This is a genomic window from Massilibacterium senegalense, from assembly GCF_001375675.1.
Lineage (GTDB): Bacteria > Bacillota > Bacilli > Bacillales > Massilibacteriaceae > Massilibacterium > Massilibacterium senegalense.
Window position 1 is genome coordinate 1267124 of record NZ_LN831786.1, and the last position, 23204, is coordinate 1290327.

Genomic DNA, 23204 nt, shown 5'->3' on the forward strand with positions numbered 1-23204 from the left:
CTCCTAATTCAATTGTTTATTGAAATGTTCTTCTACAAAATTTGTGGTTGTATTGCCTTGTTTAAAAGCTTCATGCTTCACAACATCGATTAGCATCGGAATGTTTGTTTGAATTCCGGTAACTTTGTATGCAAGCAATGCTTTTGTTAACGTTTCAATTGCCTGTTCACGTGTCGGTTCCTTTACAATCATTTTTGCAATCATCGGATCATAAAACGGACTAACTACTGTTCCATTTTCGATTGCTGCCTCATGTCGAATAGCATTTCCTCTCGGCAACACACACGTCTCAATCGTACCCGGAGACGGATAAAACGTTTTTGGATTTTCTGCATAAATTCGAACCTCAATAGCATGTCCATCTTTTTTCATATCCTCTTGTGTAAAGGATAATGGCTCCCCGCACGCAACTTTTAATTGCCATTCCACCAAATCTAATCCACTAATTTCCTCCGTTACGGGATGTTCTACTTGCAACCGTGTATTCATTTCAAGAAAATAAAAGTTTTTTTGTTCATCGACTAAAAATTCAATCGTACCAGCGTTTTCATATCCAATGTGTTTGGCAGCTTTTACAGCTACTTCCCCCATTTTGCGTCTCGTTTCTTCATCTAAAAAGGAAGATGGTGCCTCTTCGACAACTTTTTGGTTTCGACGCTGAATCGAGCACTCTCTTTCCCAAACATAAACCGTATTTCCATGTGAATCAGCTAAAATTTGCACTTCAATATGACGTGGATTCGCAATATATTTTTCTATATACATCGCACCGTCACCGAAGAAAGATTGCGCGCGTTTTTGATTACCTGCAAATGATGTGAGTAATTCTTCTTTCGATGAAACGAGTTGCATACCAATCCCGCCACCACCGCTAGAAGCTTTTAACATTACGGGATACCCGATAATATCTGCTACATCTGCTGCTTCTTGTTCATCTTTTAACGATGTTTCGATTCCTGGAACAACTGGAACTCCAGCAGCAATCATCGTTTTTCTAGCTTCGATTTTATTTCCCATTGCATGAATAACTTCAGGAGAAGGACCAATAAAAACTAGTCCTTCTTCTTTGCACCTTCTAGAAAATTCTGAATTTTCAGATAACAATCCGTAACCGGGATGGATTGCTTCTGCATTTGCTTGTTTTGCGACATCCATAATAGCATCGATATTTAAATAACTTTCGTGAACTCTTGGTTTCCCAATACAATATGCCTCATCCGCTTGTCTAACATGGAGCGCCTGTTTATCCGCTTCCGAATATACTGCAACTGTCTTGATTCCTAACCTTTGGCATGTCCGAATAACACGTAAGGCGATTTCGCCACGATTGGCAATTAAGATTTTTTGAAACATAATCTTCTCTCCTTTTCTATTTTCGAATCTTTTTTAGGAATTCCTTCCTAAATTGGTAATTGATTATTTTTAACGATTTGCTCTGATTGTTCACGTAACTTGTATTTTTGAATTTTTCCAGACGCCGTCATTGGATACGCATCCGTAAATTGAATATACCGCGGAATTTTATGTCGAGAAATTTGTCCTTTACAAAAATCTTTGATTTCATCCGCTGTACATGTTTCGCCTTCCTTTAAAATAACCCAGGCCATCACTTCTTCTCCAAATTTCGGATCAGGAACACCGACTACTTGTACATCTAACACTTTCGGATGACGATATAAAAATTCTTCGATTTCACGTGGATAAATATTTTCTCCTCCGCGAATAATCATATCTTTCAATCGACCGGTAATTCGAACATATCCTTGTTCATCCATCACAGCTAAATCGCCAGTATGGAGAAAACCATCTTGATCAATTGCTTCTTTTGTTGCTTCTTCGTTTTTGTAATATCCCTTCATAACATGATACCCGCGCGTACAAAGTTCCCCTGATTCACCGCGCGGAACTTCTTCGTTCGTAACTGGATTAACAATTTTTACTTCTACATTTGGATGCGGTCGTCCTACTGTTTCTACTCGAAGTTCAATCGGATCGTCTGTCCTTGTTTGAGTAATAACTGGTGCAGATTCCGTTTGTCCGTATGCAATTGTAATTTCCTCCATGTTCATTTTCTCCATTACTTCTTTCATTACTTCAATTGGACATGTCGAACCTGCCATAATTCCTGTACGTAGTGTAGATAAATCATACTCTTGAAAATCTGGATGATGTAACTCCGCTATAAACATCGTTGGTACACCATGAAGAGCCGTACATTTTTCTTTTTGAACTATTTCAAGCACAACTTTCGGGTCAAATTCTTGAACTGGTAAAACAGTGGCTCCAACGCTCACAGCAGCAAGTACTCCTAACACACAACCAAAACAATGGAAAAACGGAACGGGAATACATAATCGATCTTTGTACGTTAATTCCATACATTGCGCAATTTGATGGCCATTATTCACAATGTTTCGATGCGATAGCATCACGCCTTTTGGAAAACCTGTCGTCCCGGATGTATATTGCATATTGATCACATCTTCCGCACGTAAGCTATTTAATTGTTCTTCTAATTGTCCTTCTGTTACAGTTTTGGATGCTTCGATAATATCATTCCATTGAAACATACCTGGGTATCTTTTTTCTCCCATAAAAATAACGTTTTTTAGATGAGGTAATCGTTTACTTTTTAACTGTCCTGGTTTAGATGTTCGTAATTCTGGGCAAATTTGATAAATGGTATCAACATATGACACATCCCGATATTGCTCCATTAAAATTAACGTTTTCGAGTCAGATTGTTTTAACAAATATTCTAATTCTGCTGCTCGGTAATTAGTATTTACCGTTACTAACACAGCTCCCATTTTCCCAGTAGCAAACTGTAAGGATAACCATTCCGGCGTATTCGTAGACCATGCTGCTAAATGTTCTCCTTTTTCAATTCCTAAGGCCATTAATCCTCGCGCCACTTTCCGACAATGATCATCAAACTCTTTATACGTCATCCGTAATCCACGGTCATCGTACACAACCGCTTCATGATTCGGATACTTTTTTGCCTGCTCTTCTAATAACTTTCCGACCGTTACATCTAATAAATTGGACATTAATTTTTTCCCTCCCGTAATCGTCTATCCAAAAAACGTTAACAACCAATTCGACGGGAAATAACTAGTCGTTGAATCTCAGAAGTCCCTTCACCAATTTCCATTAATTTGATATCACGCAAATGTCGTTCCACTTCATATTCACGCATATATCCATACCCACCGTGGATTTGAATAGCTTGATTACACGTACGGAATCCTGTTTCGGAAGCAAATAATTTCGCCATTGCCGCTTCTTTTCCAAATGGTTTATTTTGATCTTTTAACCACGCTGCTTTATGCACTAAAGTACGAGCTAATTCGATTTCTGTTGCCATGTCAGCCAGTTTAAATTGAATAGCTTGGAATTTTGAAATCGATTTTCCAAATTGGACACGTTCTTTTGCATATTGTAACGCCTTTTCATATGCAGCTTGAGCAATTCCAACCGATAATGCAGCAATCGAAATACGACCACCATCTAGTGTATATAAAAATTGACTAAATCCTTTTTCCGGATCTCCTAAAAGATTTTCTCGTGGTACACGCACATTATCCAAAATAATTTCACACGTATTAGAACCTCGTACACCCATTTTTTCATAATTGCTGTTAATCGTAACTCCTGGAGTATCCGTTGGCACGATAATAGCAGAAATTTTATTACGTCCTTTCTCATCTTTTCCAGTTACCGCTGTTACGATAATTTGTCTTGCATACTCTGCATTCGTAATCCAACATTTTTCACCATTAATGACATATTCCTCTCCATCCACGACGGCTTTTGTTCGAGTGCCACCTGCATCGCTTCCGGCATTTGGTTCTGTTAATCCAAAACTTCCTAATGTTTCCCCCATTGCCATCGGAACGAGCCATTTTTCTTTTTGTTCTTGCGTTCCAAAATAATAAATAGGGCTAGCACCTAAAGAAATGGTTGCCGCATAACTTAAGCCTGTCCCACCGCACGCCTTTCCTATTTCTTCTACTGCTAATGCATAAGAAATCGTGTCGCCACCAGCTCCACCATACTCTTCTGGAAACGGTATACCTAGTAATCCTAGCTCCCCCATTTTTCTGAATACTTCTTTTGGAAATCGGCTTGTCCTATCCACTTCATCAGCAATTGGACGAACTTCTTTTTCGGCAAAATCTCGCGCCATGTCTTTCACCATTTTTTGTTCTTGTGTAAATTCAAAATTCATCTTTTTCTTCCTCCCTCTCCAAAACCGACTAGTCGGTTTGTGTCGTTTTATATATAAACCGGTCTCTATTTATGAAAAAGAAACCGGCTTATTCACTAATAAATAGGGTTGAACGACTGGATCATATTTTGCTTCTTCTGTGAGGAGAGAATGTAATATTAGATCAATGAAAACAGCAGCAATTTCGTCAATTGTCATCGGTCCACTCGTATTAAACCACTTGTACGTCCAGTTCACCATGCCAATAATCGACATCCCTATAATTTCACGCGGTAACTCTTTCCGAAAAACGCCTGATTCGATGCCTTCTTCGATGACTTTAAAAATAATTTGTTTGTATAAATCACGCTTTTCATTAATTTTTTGCTCATATTCTTCTTTTAAGTACGTATTTTCCTGGTAAAAAACTGTAATGTGAGGTTTGTACATATCAAAGACTTTTGTAAATGATTGAATAATAGCACAAAGTCTTTCTGTAGGTGTTGTGTAGTTTTCGTACGCTTCGTTTGCTTTTTGTAACACGTATGAAATAAAAAGATCGTGGATGTCATAAAGGAGCTCGTCCTTTGACTTAAAGTTGTGATAAAAGCCACCTTTGGATGTATTTGATTCCGCGACAATGCGATCAACCGTTACTCCATGATAGCCATTTTTTTCAAAAAGATCAATTGCAGTATCAATGATTCTATCTTTCAAACTCTTTTCCATTTTTTTCTCATCCTTTATTAAATACAATACTATATTTTCTGAAAACTTTGAAGTATTTTTTGAATTTTTTTTAGATTTCGAGAATTATATGTTCTATACCCGAGTTTATTCCTTTTTATGCACTGGTACAGAAAAGTGTTTGACCATTTTTTGATACAATTGATAACGTTTTTTTTCTATTTTCCATTGTTTTATCATCTCATACTCACTAATTATCTTTTTATTATCATACGTTTGTAATAGCGTAAGAAAAGGTGACAAATCAGATAAATATAGGTTTAAAAGCAATCGTTCTAGTTTAACGAGTGAAAAATGTTCATCATACTGAATGACCATTTGATCAATCGTATTAGAATGAAAACGACGAATAAATTTCCACAGTTCCTCTACCGGTGAAACATATACATAATTTTCCAAATAAAGAACGAAGCGAAGAGTTTTCTTTTCTTCCCACTCTTTTTCTAAATGAAAAACGAAACGCTTCATCGTTTCGACTGATTGTAATAATCTATTAAGATCTTCTAACAAAACAAATTCAAATGGGGAAATGTAAATTTCTAATTCTGCTTTTTTTATTCGTGATTCGAGATACGTAAATTGTTTTTGAATTTTTTCTTTTATTGTATGAATAAAAGGCTCTAGCGAAACAGATGTTTCTTCTTTCACCGTCTGTTGATGAAAATTGGCTAATTCGATAAAACGTCTCATCTGATCACCTATGCTTTTTTCGTGACTTTAGGGACATATACTAACATACCTGCTTCTACATCTGTCGTTTTCAAATCATTAAAACGAACGAGCTCATCTACTGGCATTTCATATCGACTTGCAACTGTATGCAACGTTTCATCCCGTTGTACAATATAAATCTTTACTTGAGAAAAGTGATCTTCTTCGTCTGTAGCAAATAATTCTGATAGTAAAAATTCCTGTTCAAATTCACCTTCATGAACATGTGCGTCTTGTTCTTTAGATTCTTCGTTCCTAGCTTCTTCCGTTTCTTCCTTTTGAATTTCTTGTACTACTTGAATTTCTTCTACTACAACTGGATGCTTTTCTTCTCTTGTTGATTCAACTTGAACAAGTGGTCTATCGTTTTCTTCTCTTGTTGCTTCAATTTGAACAAGTGGTCTAACTTCTTTTTCTTCTTGTTTTTCAATCGTCATTTCGCCCATTTGTTCTTCCCCAAGTAACGTTGTATCTACAGTAGAAGTTTCTACTGCTTCATCTTCTACTCGTTCTGCTTGCTTATGTCCTGCTTCCATTCTTACTAGTGGTTCTTCTAACGTTTCTTTTTCTCTTTCTTCTAGCACAAACGCACTTTCATTCGTAATACCACTAACAAGCAAATCTGCTTGAATAATAAGACGCTCTTGTTCTTCAAAATCATAATCAAAACTTTCAATCATTAATTGAATTGTATCTAGACTCGTTACTCGTGATTTTGGAATCGTAATATCGATAGGAAAAGAATGTTCTAATTTTCGAACGTTTCCCGCTAAGTCATCCTCACCTGACTCATATTCTCCTTGAAGAATTAAAGCCCCCTTCATGGTAACAAGATCATTTAATGGCTCCACAGAAATATTCGGTTCCAATGATAAAGAAATCATTTGTTTAACCTGAGCTTGACTAATATTTACAAACTCTGAAATTGAAAAACGAAGCAACCCTTCCTCATGCTTCACACCACATTCCTCCTTTACGATATGTACAATACATTCTATGACCCAGAAAAAAAAATATGAAACAAAAAAAGCGAAGATGGGCTTGGTCAACAACGGAATTAGATGAACAAAAAAAACGAGTACATAAAGTACTCGCTTTTCATTATTGTGCTTGAATTTGCTCAAATGCACGTTCTGCAGCTTGAATCGTTTTTTCGATATCTTCATCTGTATGTGCAGTAGATAAAAATAATCCTTCAAATTGTGACGGTGGTAAGAAAATTCCTTGATCTGCCATCAATTTATAATATTCCGCAAACATTTCAAGATCACTTGTTTTGGCTGTTTCGTAATTGATTACTTTTTCATTTGTAAAGAAAAAGCCAAACATAGAGCCAACACGATTCACGCAATGTGGAATGTCATATTTTTCTGCTGCTTTAATGAGTCCTGCTTGAAGTTTATCTGCTTTTCGATTAATTTCTTCGTACGCTGCTGGTGTTAATTGAACAAGCGTTTCATATCCAGCTGTCATTGCTAGTGGATTTCCTGAAAGAGTACCCGCTTGATAAATCGGACCGCTTGGAGCAATTTGTTCCATAATTTCACGTTTTCCTCCAAAAGCACCTACAGGAAGACCACCACCAATAACTTTTCCTAATGTTGTTAAATCAGGAGTCACACCAAAAAGGCCTTGTGCACATCCGTAATCAACGCGGAAACCTGTCATTACTTCATCAAAGATTAATAATGCACCATATTCATTTGTAATATCACGCAAGCCTTGTAAGAAACCAGATAGTGGTGGCACAAGTCCCATATTTCCTGCTACAGGTTCTACGATAATACACGCAATGTCATCACCATATTGTTCAAACGCTTGACGCACTGCATCTAAGTCATTATAAGCAGCCGTAACGGTATTTTTTGCAATCGATTCAGGTACACCAGGGCTGTCTGGTAAACCAAGTGTTGCGACTCCAGAACCAGCTTTAATTAATAAAGAATCACCATGTCCGTGGTAACTTCCTTCGAATTTCATAATTTTATTACGACCCGTATAACCACGTGCAAGCCGTAAAGCACTCATCGTTGCTTCTGTACCTGAGTTAACCATACGAATCACTTCGATTGATGGCACGCGTTCAATAACGAGTTCTGCTAGTTTGGTTTCCATCAATGTAGATGCACCAAAACTTGTTCCTTTTTCGGCTACCTTTTTAAGACTTTCTACTACGCGATCATCTGCATGCCCTAAAATTAATGGTCCCCATGAAAGAACATAATCGATATACTCATTTCCATCGATATCATATACTTTAGAACCTTTTCCGTGATCCATAAAAATAGGATCCATATGGACAGATTTAAATGCACGAACGGGACTATTTACTCCACCTGGCATTAATTTTTCTGCTTTTTCTTGTGCTTTTTTTGAGTTGATATAAGAACGCATCCTTTGGCCTCCTTTTATTGCTCTTCTTTTAACCATTTCGCAACATCTTTTGCGTGATACGTAATAATTAAATCACAACCAGCGCGTTTCATACTTAGTAATTTTTCAGTTACGACTGCTTTTTCATCTAACCAACCGTTTTGGCAAGCCGCTTTAATCATCGCATATTCCCCACTTACATTGTATGCAACGATTGGTAAATCAAATTCGTTGCGAACATCTCGGATAATATCTAAGTAAGAAAGGGCTGGTTTTACAATAAGAAAATCGGCACCTTCTTCCACATCGCTTGCTGCTTCACGAAATGCTTCTAAACGATTGGCCGGATCCATTTGATATGATTTTCTATCTCCAAATTGCGGAGCACCATCTGCTGCATCACGGAAAGGACCATAAAAAGCAGAAGCATATTTTACAGCGTACGACATGATTGGAATCTCTTCGAATCCAGCTTCATCTAATACTTCTCGAATTGTTTCAACAAATCCATCCATCATGCTTGATGGAGCAATAATATCCGCTCCCGCTTTTGCTTGAGATACGGCAGTTTTCGCATGATACTGTAAACTTTCATCATTTAATACACGACCGTGCTCATCACACACACCACAATGTCCAGTGCTTGTATATTCACATAGACACGTATCCGCTATGACAATCATATTTGGAAAATTCCGTTTAATTTGTCTCGTTGCTTTTTGAATAATTCCATTGTCCTCAAAAGCACCTGTTCCACATACATCTTTTTCAGCTGGTATACCAAATAAAATAATACTGACAATTCCTAGTTGCTCTAATTCTGCAATTTCTTCATTTAAACAATCTAAGGAAAAATTATAAACACCTGTCATAGATGGAACTTCTTTTTTTATATTTTCCCCTTCTGTCACAAAAATAGGGTAAATAAAATCTTCTACATGCAAATGATTTTCACGAACTAATGCCCGCATTTGTTTATTTTTTCTTAATCGACGATGACGTTTAAACACTAGTCATTCACTCCTTTTAAAAAATTGTTGCATCGCATCTATCATTCCATCAATCGTATACGGTGTTGCTTCGATTGCTACTAGTAACTGTTGACGTATGCATGCTGCTGTCGTAATTGGTCCGATAGAACAAACGACAGCATCTTTTATGTACGTTCGATTTTGTTCCTCTAACAATTCCATAAAAAAGCGTACCGTAGAAGGACTTGTAAATGTGATTACATCTATTTGCTCTAATTGTATCATTGTATTTAATGTATCTTTTATGGCATCATTTCTAACCGTTTCATATATCGTCACATCGCTCACTCGAACACCAAACTGAACGAGTTCATCGTACAATTTTTTTCGGGCGAGCTGACCGCGAGGCATAAAAACAGCATCTTGTTTCGTTAATACGCGCATTAAATGTTCTGCTAAACTCTCGCCAACAAATTCATCTGGAATTAAATCTGCTTTCCTGCCATATTCCTGTAGCGCTTGTTCTGTTTTTATACCGACTGCAGCAATTTTCATCGTATCAGGAAAGGCTACTTGAAAGCGGTCTAAAAGCTCAAAAAAATATCGGACACCATTCACACTCGTAAAAACCGTCCACGTATATGACTGCAATTTTGAAAATTCTTGTTGAATAGCATTTATGTTATTTGGAAGTTGAAACGTTAAAAGCGGCACTTCTACAGGGATTGCCTGCACTTCTATTAATTTTTTTGAAAATGCTTTATTTTGTCCTTTTGCTCTCGTAACAAGTACTCGTTTTCCTGTTAAATACGTCACTTAAGACAAGTCCTTTTTGACAGATGCTAAAATATGAGTAGCTCCTTTTTCTTTCAAGCGATTCGCTACTGCCACTCCGATTTGTTGTGCATTTTCACCTGAAACAGTTTCTTTTAAAACGGTTTTTCCGTCTGTTGTTGCTACAAGAGCAGTTATTTCTATTTCGTTGTCTTTCAGAACAGCATGTCCTGCGATAGGAACTTGACAACTACCTTCCATTTCGTCTAAGAAAGCACGTTCTGCCATAACTGTATCGTATGTTTCTTGATCATTAAAACGATCTAACAATTGTCGTAACTCATCGTCGTCTTCACGACACTCAATAGAAAGCGCACCTTGTCCAACTGCTGGTAAACAAACATCTGGTTCTAAAAATTCGGTAACCGTTTCTTTCGACCATCCCATTCTTTCAAGACCAGCAGCTGCTAAAATAATCGCATCAAAATTTTCTTCTTTTAGTTTTCTTAAACGAGTATCGATATTTCCACGAATCGGTTCAATTTGTAAATCTGGTCGTTTTGCTAACAATTGTGCGGAACGCCGTAAACTACTTGTACCTACAATCGCACCCGTTTTTAATTGCTCAAGCGGAATATTATCTTTTGAAATCAACACATCACGGTAATCTACTCGTTTTGGCACACAACCGATAATTAATCCTTCAGGTAAAACCGCAGGCATATCTTTCATACTATGTACTGCCATATCAATTTTTTTATCGAGCATTGCTTGTTCAATTTCTTTTACAAATAATCCTTTTCCCCCAACCTTAGACAATGTCACATCTAAAATTTTGTCGCCTTTCGTGACAATTTCTTTAATTTCAAATTCAAAAGGGAATCCGAAAGATTTTAATTGTTCAATAACCCATTTTGTTTGTGTTAATGCTAATTTACTTCTGCGTGAACCAACAATAATTTTTCGCATATTCTCCTCCAACTTTTATTGTTACCTTATTGCACATGGCAATAAGAGAAATGACGTTTATTGATACCATAAATGAAAATTCGATAACCTAGTGGACAAAAATAAATTAATTAAAACACATAAAAAAGCCATAATGTTTATCCAAGCTAATGATTTTCCTTGTTTTTTCTCTGTTACTTTCATATATAAATAAAAACTATATAAGCCAATAATAAACAAAGTAGTCAATACTTTCGGATCCAACCATACAAAAATTGTCAATTTCGCCATAGCCCAAATAATACCTAAAATGATACTTAGTAACAATAAAGGTACACCAAGCATCGTAGAATAATAAGCTAAATTTTCAAGCCTTGATAAATTTCCAAATCGTTTCATGCGAATCGTCCATTTTTTTTGTTTTAGCATTTGATGTTGAAGTAAATACATTCCAGAAAAAACAAAAGCAAAAGTAAATGCACCATAGGCAATCAACGCCATCGTGATATGAATCGATAACAATTCACTCATCAACTGAGCTTGCACGACAAGTGGAACTTGATCCGTTGGCATAAACAAGTGAAGCGATAACATTAAAAATCCTAGTACATTCGTAAAAAATACAATAAAATCAATACGTGATAACCGATTAATAAGCAACGACAATGTCACTAAAACCCAAGAATAAAACAGTAGCCCCTCAAATATCGTTAAAACCGGAAAGCGCTCCGTCATCATGTATTTATATATTATCGAAACCGTTTGCAAAAACCAAACAATAGAAAGCAACCAGAAGGCCAAGCGATTGACCTTCCGGTTGTTTTGTAAAAAATCAATAAAATAGCCAAGGACGCTTAACGCATACAATATAATCGTGACATCTGTCAGCCAATTAATATGCAATTCTCCCATCTGCATTCCCTCTTAGGAACGAAGCATAGACGGTGCCGGTTTATTTTCCACCCCTGCTAATGCGATTCCTTTTCCTTTTGCTTCTTGTTTTACTTCTTCTTCAATAGCAAAAATTTTCATAAACAATTGTAACGATTGTTCCGCATGTTTGTCCGTTGCCATTTCTTTGGCTTGTAAAATAGGATCACGTAATAACTGGTTGATAATACTTTTTGTATGTTTACTTAATACTTTTTTCTCGCGATCGGTTAAATCCGGCATTTTTCTTTCAATACTTTTCATTGTTTCTGCTTGAATAGACAACGCTTTTTTACGTAAAGCTGAAATAACTGGAACGACCCCAAGCATGTTTAACCATTCATTAAATATATCTATTTCATCTAAAATCATCATATCAATTTTCTCTGCATGACGACGACGTTCTTCAATGTTTGCTTCCACAATATCTTGTAAATCATCAATGTCATATAAAAAGACACTTTCTAACTCATCGATTGAAGGATCTAAGTCACGTGGTACTGCGATATCAATCATTAACAACGGGCGCCCTTTTCGTTTACGAATGATTGCTTGTACCATTTCTTTCGTAATGACATAATCTTTTGCTCCTGTAGAACTAATTAAAATATCTCCCTCTATTAACGATTCTTCTAATTGTTGCATGGAACGTGCTACACCATTAAAGTCTTTCGCAAGTTCTTCTGCACGCTCTACGGTTCGATTAAGAACGGTCACTTGTGATGCTCCGGAACCGTGTAAATTAAGTGCTGTTAATTTCCCCATTTGTCCAGCACCAACAATTAAAACATGTTTATTCGTTAATTCACCGAATATTTTTTTTGCAAGTTCCACTGCTGCATAACTGACAGACACAGCATGTTCTCCGATTTCTGTTTCAGATTGAGAACGTTTTGCTATTGTGATTGCTTGTTTAAACAATTCATTAAAAATAGTACCTGTTGTTTGCGCTTCTTGCGCAATTAAAAAGGCATCTCGTACTTGTCCGATAATTTGCGTCTCCCCTAGAATCATCGAATCCAATCCACAAATTACGCGGAATAAATGTTGCACCGCATCTGTTGCTTCTCGAATAAATAAGTACGGTTCAAACTCTTCTTTCTTTAATCCAAACCAATCTGCTAAAAATTCTTTTATATAATAACGTCCTGTATGAAGTTGATCAACTACTGCATAAATTTCCGTTCGATTACAAGTTGAGACGATAACATCCTCTAAAATACTCTTTTTGTTTCGAAGAACTTTAACAGCATCTACCACTTCTGATTCATTAAAGGATAATTTTTCTCGAATTTCTACAGGCGCTGTTTTGTAATTTAATCCTACAACTAGGATATGCAATCGTGCCACCTCCACGTGTACCTCTGTCGTACATAGTTCTCTAATAGTAGTATATCATGTATCGCTATAAATTAATAAAAAAAATATGAACAGATTTTGAAGTCCTTTGTTATAATCATACATACCACTATCTTCTCTACTAACCCATTACGAGTGTATCATATTTTGTCGAAAAGGAGTAAGTAAATGAACAACTATCGTCCATTTTTGTCTATTTTACTTATCGGTTTTGGCCTATATTTCTTTTTGGAACAACTAGGAATGTCCATTGCCTTATACGTACCTTTCTTACCGTATTCTCTTCTTATTTTTGGCCTTGCTTTTTTTGTCCAATCAAAAAAAGATCCATTCCAAATCTTTTTAGCTGTTATTTGTATCGGTTTTGGATTACATATTTTCGCGCTTCATTCTTTTCTATTCTGGCCGAATCACTGGGCTATTTACCCATTAATTATTGGAATAGCTTTTTTAATTCAATTTCAAAAAACGAAAAAAAAAGGTATGTTAGCAGGCATTGTATTATTTTTATTAGCGGCTGCGGGATTATTATTTGAACCAGTGAGCCAAATGGTAAATCCGTTATTTGGTTATATCAAACAATACTGGTCTTTATTATTCATTGCACTCGGATTATATTTTTTAATTAAAAAGTAAAAGACATTTATAGGGGAATAAAAGCTGTATCCAATCTAATCTGGATACAGCTTTTATTCATTCTTTTGGTTGTAAATAAGCACTCAATTGTTTCCAAGTTTCTTCTTTTCCAAGTCCTGTTTCAGAAGAAAATAAAACAACCGTATCGTTTTTATCTACTTGTAATGTTTCTTTTACGATTTTTATATGTTTTTGATGCTTCCCTTTTGGGATCTTATCTGCTTTTGTTGCCACAATCATCGTTGGAATGTCATAATGTTTTAGCCATTCATACATCAATTGGTCATCTTTAGACGGAGCATGGCGTAAATCGACGATGAGTAATACCATTTTTAAAGGTTCACGCTGCCCTAAATACGTTTCAATCATTCTTCCCCATGCTTCTCGCTCTGATTTTGATACACGGGCAAATCCGTATCCAGGAACATCCACAAAATAAAAGGCATCATTGATTTTATAAAAATTTAACGTTTGTGTTTTACCAGGTTTGGACGACGTTCGTGCTAAATTTTTTCGACCAATCATCTTATTAATGAACGATGATTTTCCCACGTTAGATCGCCCTGCAAGTGCAAATTCTACTAGATCATCTGTTGGATATTGTTCTTCCTTTACCGCACTAATAATAAATTCAGCTTGGTTAACTTTCACGTTTGTCACCTACTAACGCAATATCAAGCACTTCGTCTAAATGACTAACTGGTTTAAACGTTAAATCATTGCGAATACTTTCTGGAATATCTTCTACGTCTTTCACATTATCTTTTGGAATAATAATGATTGTTAATCCCGCCCGATGTGCACTTAACGATTTTTCCTTTAAACCACCAATCGGTAACACGCGACCACGTAACGTGATTTCACCCGTCATCCCTACATCATTACGTACAGCACGCCCTGTTAACGCAGAAACTAAAGCGGTCGCAATTGTAATACCTGCAGAAGGCCCGTCTTTCGGTACAGCCCCTTCAGGAACGTGAATATGGATATCGTACTTTTCATAAAAATCTCCTTCAATGGATAAATCGGCTGCTCGTGACCGGACATAACTAAAGGCTGCTTGTGCAGATTCCTTCATCACGTCTCCTAGTTTACCTGTTAACAGTAACTTTCCTGACCCTTTCACGACAGATACTTCAATAGATAATGTATCGCCACCTGCTGTTGTATATGCAAGTCCTGTTGCTGCTCCGATTTGATTTTCTTTTTCTTTTTTTCCATATTGGAAAATTGGTTTTCCTAAAAATTCATCGACGTTTTTTTCTGTTACGACTACTCGTTTTTTCTCACCAGAAACAATGATTTTTGCAGCTTTCCGGCAAATCGCTGCAATTTTTCGTTCTAAGTTACGTACACCCGCTTCTCGCGTATAACGACGAATAATCATTTCAATGGCATCTTCGCGCACTTGTAATTGTGATTTTTTTAATCCATGTTCGCTCACCTGTTTCGGTAATAAATGACGTTTGACAATTTCTAATTTTTCTAACTCTGTATAACCAGCGATTGTAATCAGTTCCATACGGTCTAGTAATGGTGCTGGAATGGTCATCATATTGTTAGCAGTTGCTACAAACATTACTTTCGATAAATCATACGGCTCTTCTATGTAATGGTCACTAAACGTATGGTTTTGTTCAGGATCTAACACTTCTAACATGGCACTTGATGGGTCGCCGCGAAAATCATTACTCATTTTATCAATTTCATCTAATAAAAAGACTGGATTAATCGTACCTGCTTTTTTCATTCCTTGAATAATTCGTCCTGGCATCGCACCAACATACGTTCTTCGATGTCCGCGGATTTCCGCTTCATCTCGAACACCACCGAGCGAAATTCGGACGAAATTCCGATTTAAACTTCGAGCAATCGAACGTGCTAACGATGTTTTCCCAACCCCTGGAGGCCCGACTAAACACAAAATAGGTCCTTTTAATGAATTTGTTAATTGTTGGACAGCTAAATATTCTAGTACACGTTCTTTCACTTTTTCTAATCCGTAGTGATCTTCATTTAAAATGTTTTCCGCCCGATTAATATCTAAAATATCTTCCGTTTCTTGCGACCAAGGAAGTGTCACGAGCCATTCTAAATAATTACGAATAACCGAACTTTCCGCAGACGTTTGTGGCATTTTTTCATATCGGTCGAGTTCTTTTAATGCTTTTTCTTCTACTGATTCTGGCATATTCGCTTCTTCAATTTGCTTGCGTAACTCTGCTACTTCTCCTAATTTGCCTTCTTTATCTCCTAGTTCTTTCTGAATAGCTTTCATTTGTTCGCGTAAGTAATATTCTTTTTGTGTTTTTTCCATCGAACGTTTCACGCGTTGGCTAATTTTCTTTTCTAAATCTAACACTTCTTTTTCGTTACGAAGCATCGAAATTAATAACATTAATCGTTCTTTCGTATCAATACATTCTAAAATTTCTTGCTTGGCACTTGTTTTTAACGGCAAGTGAGAAGCAATAATGTCAACTAATCGACCAGGTTCTTCTATGTCTGTAACAGATGTATATGTTTCTTGTGTAATTTTTTTCGAAACTTTTATGTATTGTTGAAATAGTTCTAACAACGTTCGCATGAACGCTTCTTCTTCTACATCTGCTGTTTCCTTTTCATCATACAACTGTACTTTTACTTCAAAATACGGTTCGGTTGAAACATATTCCATAATCTCCACTCTTTTTTCAGCTTCGATTAAAATACGCATCGTTCCATTTGGTAATTTTAAAATTTGTTTAATATGTGCAAGGACGCCAAACGGATAAATTTCCTCTTCTTTTGGTTCCTGCAAAGAAACTTCTTTTTGAGTAGCCAATACAATTTTATGTTCATCAAGCATCACTTTGTCTATTGCTTTCATTGATCGATCTCTACCTACATCAAGATGAAGTACCATCGTTGGATAGACGGTAATTCCTCGAAGGGGCAGAAGTGGAATCGTTTTTAATTCTTTTTCCATAAAGTACACCTCCATCAACCCTAGGTATGTGTATACCTTTGTACAATTCTATCCTATCTTATCGTTTTTTGTCTATTATTAATGTCCAAATGAAAATCCCTTCCACTGCTAAAAAAACTCGGAAGGGATGGAAGCGGATGATTGTGCCGCTATACTCTCTTTTTGTTCATTAGCTGGAAATATAGTTAAAAGAAGTTCTTCTAATGTTTTTACTGTAATAATGTCGATGTCGTTTTTACTAGGAATGTGCTCATTGCCTTTTGGTAAAATCACTTTTTTACAGCCTGCTTCCATTGCTGCCTCCACTTTCTCTACAATACCTCCTACAGGCAATACTTGACCGTGTATACTTAATTCCCCTGTTAATGCTAAATCAAACGGAACTTCTTTTTTATAAATTGCTGAATATACTGCAACTGCTATCGCAATCCCAGCAGAAGGACCATCAATCGGGATTCCACCTGGAAAATTCACATGAATGTCATACTCCTGAATTGGTACGCCAATACGTTTTAATGCTGTTTGAACATTTTCGATAGAACTTTTCGCCATGCTTTTTCGCATGGTTTCCTTTGATGGCGCTTTCGTTTGTTCTGTCTCTACAATCCCTGTTACATTCATTTGCCCTTTTGATTGTGCTCTAGCTCTTGTTGCATCCGCTTCAATTTCTAGAATAACCCCTTCATGTTGACTCGTTACTCCTAATCCACATACGACACCAACTTGATTTTTCTTTGTCATTTGGCGTTTCATTCTTGGGGTCAACCGACTTGCTTGGACCATCCAACGCACGTCATCATCAGTGATTTTTTTCCGTTTCTGTGAAATGACAAGTCCGCCTACTAGCTGTACCATGGATACTGCATGACGACCATTTTGTGCAAATGATACTAAATAATCGAGCGTTGATTTGTCTATCGTAAGCTGTAATTTTTCCACTGCATTTTTCATAATTTCTTTCATTTCCTTCGGTGTCAGTGAACGAAAAAAAATTTCTAAGCAACGCGAACGTAATGCTGGTGGTAATTCTGCTGGATTTCTTGTCGTCGCTCCAATTAATCGAAAATCAGCGGGCAATCCTTTTTGAAACATGTCGTGAATGTGAGCCGGAATTTTTTCATTTTCTTCATTATAATAGGCACTTTCGATAATTACCTTTCTATCTTCTAAAACCTTTAATAATTTGTTTAGCTGAATCGGGTGAAGTTCCCCAATTTCATCAATAAACAATATTCCTCCGTGCGCTTTCGTCACGGCTCCTTCTTTCGGTTGTGGAATTCCCGCTTGTCCCATCGCTCCTGCCCCTTGATAAATCGGATCATGAACAGAACCCATCAAAGGATCCGCAATCCCTCGTTCATCAAATCGGGACGTAGCACCATCTATTTCAATAAATGGTGCATCTAATCGGAAAGGGGATGTTTCTTCTTTTTTAGCTTCTTCTAACACGAGGCGGGCAGCGGCTGTCTTTCCTACACCTGGTGGGCCATACACAATAACGTGCTGTGGATGCGGGCCACAGAGAGCTGCCTTTAATGATGTAATAGCATCCATTTGCCCAATAATTTCAGAAAAGCGGGTCGGACGAATTTTTTCTGCTAACGGTTGCGACAAGGAAATATTTCGAAGCTTCGTTAATTTATCTAACTCTTTTTTTGAAACTTTTGTTACCGACACTTTTTGAGTTCGTTGCGAACGCAATAATCCCCAAAAATAAAGTCCAACAATTACCGCAAAAAACACTTGAATAAATATAAAAAAGGCCGTCCAATTCATTTGTTATCCTCCTTCATCTTTACGGTTAGTATGACCTATGCAAAGGAAGATAAACAAAAAAGTCAAAAAGCTGGCTTTTTCTCATAGCCAGCTTTTCCCATCATGATGTGAAAGTCACCCCTCCACTGATGGAAGGTTTCTTTATGCCGTTTCTTTTGGCGGTTTTTCATACAATGTGCCATCTTCTAAATAAAGTTTTGGTCCTACTTTACCGAGAACCGTATCTTTGGAAATAACACATTTTTTAATTTCTTCACTTGATGGCAATTCAAACATCACATCTAACATAATGCCCTCAATAATAGAACGCAGTCCACGTGCACCTGTTTTACGCTCAATTGCTTTATTTGCAATCGCATATAATGCTTCTTTTTCAAATTCTAATTCTACATCATCTAACTCAAGAAGCTTTGTATATTGTTTCGCAAGTGCATTTTTCGGTTCTGTTAAAATTCGAACAAGTGCTTCTTCATCTAATTGATGTAAACTTGCGATAACAGGTAAACGTCCAATAAACTCTGGAATTAACCCAAAACGAAGTAAATCTTCTGGTAATACTTTTTGTAAGTACTCCCCTTGTTTTAATTCTACTGTTTCACTTGTTTCTGCTCCGAAACCAATTACTTTTTTCCCTAGACGACTTTTGATAATTTGTTCAATTCCATCAAAAGCTCCACCCACAATAAATAGTACATTTGTAGTATCTATTTGGATAAACTCCTGATGAGGGTGTTTTCTTCCGCCTTGTGGAGGTACGCTTGCTACCGTTCCTTCTAAAATTTTAAGAAGTGCTTGTTGTACACCTTCCCCACTTACGTCACGTGTAATAGATGGGTTTTCCGATTTGCGCGCAATTTTATCAATCTCATCAATGTAAATAATCCCTTTTTCTGCTTTTTCTACATCATAGTCTGCAGCTTGAATTAATTTTAATAAAATATTTTCAACGTCTTCCCCAACATATCCAGCCTCAGTTAAACTTGTTGCATCAGCAATCGCAAATGGAACATTTAAGATACGTGCCATTGTTTGTGCTAATAACGTTTTTCCGCTACCTGTTGGTCCAATCATTACAATATTACTTTTCGATAATTCTACATCATCCACTTTACTGTTTGAATTAATTCGTTTGTAATGGTTGTACACCGCTACAGAAAGTGCTTTTTTCGCTTCATCTTGGCCGATCACGTATTCATCTAAAATAGCACGAATTTCTTTTGGTTTCGGAATATCTTTAATTTCTACTTCTTCTTCTGTACCTAATTCTTCTTCGACAATTTCACTACAAAGTTCGATACACTCATCGCATATATAAACGCCTGGACCAGCGACTAGCTTTCGTACTTGATCTTGCGTCTTGCCACAAAAAGAACACTTTAATTGTCCTTTTTCATCATTAAATTTAAACATAAGAAATATTCACCCCTTGCAAAAAATATTGCTCTAGCTTTGAGGCTGCAAGTTCATCCTTGTACTTTGCATACTCAATTAGATAATTATGTATTGCATTGTATCACAAAAAGAGTAGTTCTTGGTAGTGATAACTCTTTCTATGGTGATACGATATGTATGATTCTCTTTTATCTATTATATACGTTTCAAGTAAAAAAATGCCACTGTTATGAAAAAGGATGCCAAAAAATCGTTTAATTAATAAACAAGGCACGATATTATCGTGCCTTGTCTCTAAGATGTATATTTACTTATTTTACGTTTGCTTTTTCTACTAAAAGGTCAATTGCTTTACGTGCTTTTAAATCGTCGCGTAAGCTTTCTAAGTAACCTTGTGATTCATATAAATTTTTAACGGTAGCTACATCCGTTTGATACATCTCTGCAATTTTACCAATTTCTTCTTCCACATCTACATCACTTGCTTCGATGTTTTCAGCATTAGCAATTGCTTCTAATGTTAAACGAGTGCGTACACGCATTTCAGCTTCTTCTTTCATTTGCTCTTTTAAAGCATCTTCATTAGAAGCTGTTAATTGATAATATAATTCAAGGTTCATCCCTTGCATTTGAAGACGTTGTTCAAATTCAGGAATCATACGATCTAATTCCGTATTAATCATCGCTTCAGGAAGATCCACTTCACTATTGTTTACTGCTTGTTCGATAACTGCATTACGTTTTGAATCAAGCGCATCTGCTTCTTTCTTTTGAGCAAGATCTTTTTTGACGCTTTCTTTTAATTCTTCTAATGTTTCTACTTCTTCATTTGCATCTTTTGCAAACTCATCGTCAAGCTCAGGAAGTTCTTGTGCTTTAATTTCGTTTATTTTCACTTTAAACGTAACTTCTTTACCCGCTAATTCTTCTGCGTGGTATTCTTCTGGGAATGTTACTTGGATATCTTTTTCTTCGTCTTTTTTCATTCCAATTAATTGTTCTTCAAAACCTGGAATGAAAGAACCAGAACCGATTACTAATGGATAGTTTTCACCTTTTCCACCTTCAAATGGTTCATCATTTAAGAATCCTTCAAAGTCAATCATTGCTGTATCGCCATCTTCAACTTCTCCGTCTTCTTTTACAACTAATTCTGCAAAACGTTGTTGAAGGGCTTTTAATTCTGCTTCAACATCTTCATCCGTTACGGTTACATCTTTTTCTTCTACTTCTAAGCCAGTGTATTCACCAAGTTTTACTTCTGGCTTTACTGTCACAGTAGCAGTAAAAATTAAATTTTGACCTTTTTCAAGTTGTTTAATGTCTACTTCTGGAGTATCCACTGGTTCGATTCCTGACTCTTCTACTGCTTTTGCATACGCTTCTGGTAATAGAATGTCTAAAGCATCTTGGTATAAACTTTCTTCACCGAAATGTTTGTTAAAAATAACGCGTGGTACTTTCCCCTTACGAAAACCAGGAATATTCACCTGTTTTACCACTTTTTTAAACGCTTGATCGATTGCTTCTTTTACTTTGTCTGCGTCAACTTCTACCGTTAAAACGCCTTGGTTGCCTTCTAGTTTTTCCCATTTAGTACTCATGTATTCAATCCCTCCAACATTCAAGGTAGCATAGTATTCTATGTAGAATCCGTATTTATAACTTCTTTATTATATCATAGAACAACTTGCTTTCAACTATTTTTCAATATTTTACGTAGAAAACGGTAATTGTAACACTTCTTTCAGATGACGATACACCTGTTGTACGATGTTTTTTTTCACAGAAACAGGCGTATTCCACTTTACTTGACCAAACATTGCTTCTCTCGTTATTTGTTCGATAGCTAGGACGTAATCAGTGACTTCTTCTAATGGAAATGGAAAATGTCTAAATAAAAACTGACGCAATAAATCTTTCATCATTTGCGCTAAAACTGGATCTTGTTGTTCTATAGATTCTTCTATTTGCTTCATCGCTTTTTGTTCAAATTGGACATACATTTGATCAAATTGGTCGATATGGTGAATTGTCATTTCCTTTTGAAATTTTCGAACGACAACTGGCTGTTCATAGCCTTGTTCTCGTAACACTTGTAACATCATCGTTTTTAACCAATCATCTCCGTAGTCTGATTGTAAAAAAGTTAAACATAACTCTAATCGTTCCGTTTCATTTCTTTCTACGATTCGTGTAAAATGATGGATTCTTTGTTCAAATGTGTCGCTAAACAATCCTTCATAATCGTCATGAAGCGAGTGAGAAGGAGCATCGACTCGTTGTAAAAACGACTCAATGTGATAAAAAGGAGATTCTATTTCAAATAAGGATGGTACTTTTTCCTTTATTATTTGTAAAAAAGAATTCGCTTCATGGTAATGGTTTAGCTGAATCAAAATAGATACATACATTTGGGCTACCTCCACAAAATCCCCCAGTTGATGATTGAGCATCATTTTACAATAAAATTTGGCATCTTGGTATTTCCCTATTTCCATATAACAAGCAGTTAAGCCCATATACACTTCTTCTGTATATCCACTAAATGATTCTAATAACAAAAACGATTCAATCGCTTCTTGAAAATTTCCTTGTTGGATACAATCTTTTGCTTTTTGAAATAGTTTTTCTTCTACATTCGGAAACAGAATAACCTTTTTATTTTTATCCTTCATTGTAATCGCCTCATCTAATTTCATATTCTTTCTTTACGTTACACCATTTTTCATATGAAAGAAAGAAGCGAATCTAAAAAAGAAAAGCAGCTTAGAGTTTGCTACTCTAACCTACTTTTCTTTCATTAAACATCTATTTATGCACGCTTTGCTTCAAATGCTTTAATTTTATCTTCGTACGTAAGTGTTACGTCAATTTCATCCCAGCCGTTCAAAAGCATTTCTTTCCAATATTCGTTAATTTCAAAAGAACGTTCAAATCCTTCTGTATCAGAAAGTTTATTTTCTTTTAAATTGACCGTTAATTCATAATCGCTTGCTTTCGCCTTTTCGATGAGCGTTTTTATATCACCTTCAGAAAGACAGATTGGTAAAATCCCATTTTTTAAGCAGTTATTGTAAAAAATATCAGAATAACTTGGTGCGATTAGCACTTTAAAGCCGTAATCTAACAATGCCCAAGGTGCATGTTCACGAGAAGAACCACATCCAAAGTTTTCACCAGCGACTAAAATAGATGCTCCTTTATTTTCTGGACGATTCAATTCAAATTCGGGATTATCCGATCCATCTTTGTTAAAACGCCAATCAAAAAATAAAAATTGACCAAAACCTGTACGCTCGATACGTTTTAAAAACTGTTTCGGAATAATTTGGTCAGTATCGACATTCACCCGATCCATTCCTGCTACTTTTCCTTCATGAATGACAATTGGTTCCATTCCTAC

At 36.3% G+C, this 23204-nt stretch carries 20 protein-coding genes; 1 reads left to right on the plus strand and 19 read right to left on the minus strand.

Annotated features, from left to right (window positions below; translation table 11 throughout):
* Positions 1-3: 3 nt before the first annotated feature.
* The 12 genes from BN1372_RS09750 to hemA all read right to left on the minus strand — a co-directional run bounded on the left by BN1372_RS09750 (position 4) and on the right by hemA (position 13008).
* On the minus strand, positions 4-1353 hold the full coding sequence (locus BN1372_RS09750; RefSeq protein ID WP_062198981.1) for an acetyl-CoA carboxylase biotin carboxylase subunit: 1350 nt from the start codon (positions 1351-1353) through the stop codon (positions 4-6).
* 47 nt (positions 1354-1400) lie between these two features.
* Complete coding sequence (locus tag BN1372_RS09755; protein WP_062198983.1) at positions 1401-3053, minus strand: AMP-binding protein; 1653 nt, start codon at positions 3051-3053, stop codon at positions 1401-1403.
* Positions 3054-3091: 38 nt separating this feature from the next.
* Positions 3092-4234: an acyl-CoA dehydrogenase gene (locus BN1372_RS09760; protein ID WP_062198984.1), complete on the minus strand. Its 1143-nt coding sequence runs from the start codon at positions 4232-4234 to the stop codon at positions 3092-3094.
* 69 nt (positions 4235-4303) lie between these two features.
* Positions 4304-4942, minus strand: a complete 639-nt coding sequence (locus tag BN1372_RS09765) for a TetR/AcrR family transcriptional regulator (protein ID WP_062198986.1) — start codon at positions 4940-4942, stop codon at positions 4304-4306.
* A gap of 105 nt (positions 4943-5047) precedes the next feature.
* Positions 5048-5650: a hypothetical protein gene (locus tag BN1372_RS09770; RefSeq protein ID WP_062198988.1), complete on the minus strand. Its 603-nt coding sequence runs from the start codon at positions 5648-5650 to the stop codon at positions 5048-5050.
* 8 nt (positions 5651-5658) lie between these two features.
* Complete coding sequence (locus tag BN1372_RS09775; RefSeq protein WP_062198990.1) at positions 5659-6630, minus strand: LysM peptidoglycan-binding domain-containing protein; 972 nt, start codon at positions 6628-6630, stop codon at positions 5659-5661.
* A gap of 142 nt (positions 6631-6772) precedes the next feature.
* Positions 6773-8065, minus strand: a complete 1293-nt coding sequence (hemL, locus tag BN1372_RS09780; protein WP_062198992.1) for a glutamate-1-semialdehyde 2,1-aminomutase — start codon at positions 8063-8065, stop codon at positions 6773-6775.
* A 14-nt stretch (positions 8066-8079) separates the two neighbouring features.
* The gene (gene hemB, locus BN1372_RS09785) at positions 8080-9054 is read right to left on the minus strand and encodes a porphobilinogen synthase (protein ID WP_267902257.1); all 975 of its coding nucleotides are present in this window, start codon (positions 9052-9054) and stop codon (positions 8080-8082) included.
* Between the two features lie 3 nt (positions 9055-9057).
* Complete coding sequence (locus tag BN1372_RS09790; RefSeq protein ID WP_062198994.1) at positions 9058-9831, minus strand: uroporphyrinogen-III synthase; 774 nt, start codon at positions 9829-9831, stop codon at positions 9058-9060.
* Positions 9832-10758, minus strand: coding sequence for a hydroxymethylbilane synthase (hemC, locus tag BN1372_RS09795; protein WP_062198996.1), 927 nt, complete (start codon positions 10756-10758; stop codon positions 9832-9834).
* Positions 10759-10815: 57 nt separating this feature from the next.
* On the minus strand, positions 10816-11649 hold the full coding sequence (locus BN1372_RS09800; protein WP_062198998.1) for a cytochrome C assembly family protein: 834 nt from the start codon (positions 11647-11649) through the stop codon (positions 10816-10818).
* Between the two features lie 12 nt (positions 11650-11661).
* Positions 11662-13008: a glutamyl-tRNA reductase gene (hemA, locus tag BN1372_RS09805; protein WP_062199000.1), complete on the minus strand. Its 1347-nt coding sequence runs from the start codon at positions 13006-13008 to the stop codon at positions 11662-11664.
* Positions 13009-13194: 186 nt separating this feature from the next.
* Between hemA and BN1372_RS09810 the strand changes: the two genes are divergently transcribed.
* Positions 13195-13662, plus strand: a complete 468-nt coding sequence (locus BN1372_RS09810) for a hypothetical protein (protein WP_062199002.1) — start codon at positions 13195-13197, stop codon at positions 13660-13662.
* A 57-nt stretch (positions 13663-13719) separates the two neighbouring features.
* Here the strand turns inward: BN1372_RS09810 and yihA are convergent, their stop codons facing one another.
* From yihA to leuD, 7 genes are all read right to left on the minus strand, one after another.
* Positions 13720-14313, minus strand: coding sequence for a ribosome biogenesis GTP-binding protein YihA/YsxC (gene yihA, locus BN1372_RS09815; RefSeq protein ID WP_062199003.1), 594 nt, complete (start codon positions 14311-14313; stop codon positions 13720-13722).
* Positions 14303-16630 (minus strand): endopeptidase La, encoded by a 2328-nt coding sequence (lon, locus tag BN1372_RS09820; protein ID WP_062199004.1) that lies wholly within the window; start codon positions 16628-16630, stop codon positions 14303-14305. The genes yihA and lon overlap by 11 nt, the downstream gene beginning before the upstream one ends.
* A 108-nt stretch (positions 16631-16738) precedes the next feature.
* Positions 16739-18406 (minus strand): ATP-dependent protease LonB, encoded by a 1668-nt coding sequence (lonB, locus tag BN1372_RS09825; RefSeq protein ID WP_082419013.1) that lies wholly within the window; start codon positions 18404-18406, stop codon positions 16739-16741.
* A gap of 141 nt (positions 18407-18547) precedes the next feature.
* On the minus strand, positions 18548-19816 hold the full coding sequence (gene clpX / locus BN1372_RS09830) for an ATP-dependent protease ATP-binding subunit ClpX (RefSeq protein WP_062199007.1): 1269 nt from the start codon (positions 19814-19816) through the stop codon (positions 18548-18550).
* Between the two features lie 293 nt (positions 19817-20109).
* A complete protein-coding gene (gene tig / locus BN1372_RS09835) occupies positions 20110-21402 on the minus strand; it encodes a trigger factor (RefSeq protein WP_062199009.1) in 1293 nt (430 codons plus the stop codon).
* A 111-nt stretch (positions 21403-21513) separates the two neighbouring features.
* The gene (locus tag BN1372_RS09840; RefSeq protein ID WP_062199011.1) at positions 21514-22476 is read right to left on the minus strand and encodes a tetratricopeptide repeat protein; all 963 of its coding nucleotides are present in this window, start codon (positions 22474-22476) and stop codon (positions 21514-21516) included.
* Positions 22477-22613: 137 nt separating this feature from the next.
* The gene (leuD, locus tag BN1372_RS09845; protein ID WP_062199013.1) at positions 22614-23198 is read right to left on the minus strand and encodes a 3-isopropylmalate dehydratase small subunit; all 585 of its coding nucleotides are present in this window, start codon (positions 23196-23198) and stop codon (positions 22614-22616) included.
* Positions 23199-23204 lie beyond the last annotated feature (6 nt).

What these genes read in the sequence shown, in the direction of transcription:
- BN1372_RS09750 (WP_062198981.1), bottom strand. Translation starts at nt 1,353, where the DNA reads ATGTTTCAAAAAATCTTAATTGCCAATCGTGGCGAAATCGCCTTACGT.
- BN1372_RS09755 (WP_062198983.1), bottom strand. Translation starts at nt 3,053, where the DNA reads ATGTCCAATTTATTAGATGTAACGGTCGGAAAGTTATTAGAAGAGCAG.
- BN1372_RS09760 (WP_062198984.1), bottom strand. Translation starts at nt 4,234, where the DNA reads ATGAATTTTGAATTTACACAAGAACAAAAAATGGTGAAAGACATGGCG.
- BN1372_RS09765 (WP_062198986.1), bottom strand. Translation starts at nt 4,942, where the DNA reads ATGGAAAAGAGTTTGAAAGATAGAATCATTGATACTGCAATTGATCTT.
- BN1372_RS09770 (WP_062198988.1), bottom strand. Translation starts at nt 5,650, where the DNA reads ATGAGACGTTTTATCGAATTAGCCAATTTTCATCAACAGACGGTGAAA.
- hemL (WP_062198992.1), bottom strand. Translation starts at nt 8,065, where the DNA reads ATGCGTTCTTATATCAACTCAAAAAAAGCACAAGAAAAAGCAGAAAAA.
- hemC (WP_062198996.1), bottom strand. Translation starts at nt 10,758, where the DNA reads ATGCGAAAAATTATTGTTGGTTCACGCAGAAGTAAATTAGCATTAACA.
- BN1372_RS09800 (WP_062198998.1), bottom strand. Translation starts at nt 11,649, where the DNA reads ATGGGAGAATTGCATATTAATTGGCTGACAGATGTCACGATTATATTG.
- BN1372_RS09810 (WP_062199002.1), top strand. Translation starts at nt 13,195, where the DNA reads ATGAACAACTATCGTCCATTTTTGTCTATTTTACTTATCGGTTTTGGC.
- lon (WP_062199004.1), bottom strand. Translation starts at nt 16,630, where the DNA reads ATGGAAAAAGAATTAAAAACGATTCCACTTCTGCCCCTTCGAGGAATT.
- lonB (WP_082419013.1), bottom strand. Translation starts at nt 18,406, where the DNA reads ATGAATTGGACGGCCTTTTTTATATTTATTCAAGTGTTTTTTGCGGTA.
- clpX (WP_062199007.1), bottom strand. Translation starts at nt 19,816, where the DNA reads ATGTTTAAATTTAATGATGAAAAAGGACAATTAAAGTGTTCTTTTTGT.
- tig (WP_062199009.1), bottom strand. Translation starts at nt 21,402, where the DNA reads ATGAGTACTAAATGGGAAAAACTAGAAGGCAACCAAGGCGTTTTAACG.
- BN1372_RS09840 (WP_062199011.1), bottom strand. Translation starts at nt 22,476, where the DNA reads ATGAAGGATAAAAATAAAAAGGTTATTCTGTTTCCGAATGTAGAAGAA.
- leuD (WP_062199013.1), bottom strand. Translation starts at nt 23,198, where the DNA reads ATGGAACCAATTGTCATTCATGAAGGAAAAGTAGCAGGAATGGATCGG.